The following is a 673-nucleotide window of genomic DNA, read 5'->3' on the forward strand; positions in this document are numbered from 1 at the left end:
CCACTACCCGTCGAAAGGCCACCAACCGACGGTGACCGCGTCGGGTCAGCGCTGGCGCGTGGCGGCGTCCCGGGCGGCCGCGAGGTCGTCCGGGGTGTCGACATCGGCCGACCACCCGGAGGCGTCGGCCACGAGCGCGCGGCACGAGCTGTCGATGAGTCGCTTCACGCTGACGCCGGCAGGGTCGCCGACCGCCTCGAGCCGGCGGGCGAGCACCCCGGTGCGCCAGACACCGCAGAGCCAGTTGACCCGCTGCTCGTGGTCGACGGCGAGGGCCAGCTCTGCGGAGGGGTCCTCCTCGAGGGCGCCGTCGAGGTCCTCGAGGGCGGCTCGGGTCAGGAACGGCAGGTCGCCCGCGAGCACAGCCACCCGGCTGAGGGACGGAGCGCTGGGAGCCGAGTGGGCGGCATACGGACTGATGAGGGCGGTGAACCCCGCGGCGATGCCGGCGACCGGGCCGCCACCCGGCGGCTCCTCGCGGACGACGCGGACGTGCGGCGGGACGGCGGCGCCGTCGCCCGCCACGACGAGCGGCAGGCCCGCGCAGGCCTCGAGGATGCGGGCAATGATGGGGCGCCCACCGACGTCGAGGGCGGGCTTGTGCCTACCCATCCGGGTCGAGCCTCCCCCGGTCAGGACGATGACCCCGAGCGACTCCACCCGGCCGAGTCTG

1 protein-coding gene is annotated in these 673 nt (G+C 75.5%); it reads right to left on the reverse strand.

Annotation, left to right across the window (positions count from 1 at the left end):
• Positions 1-45 precede the first annotated feature (45 nt).
• Positions 46-673: molybdenum cofactor guanylyltransferase (mobA, locus tag N864_RS22850; protein ID WP_205621048.1), on the reverse strand; the 628-nt coding region annotated here is incomplete at its 5' end.

Source organism: Intrasporangium chromatireducens Q5-1, from assembly GCF_000576575.1.
Lineage (GTDB): Bacteria > Actinomycetota > Actinomycetes > Actinomycetales > Dermatophilaceae > Intrasporangium_A > Intrasporangium_A chromatireducens.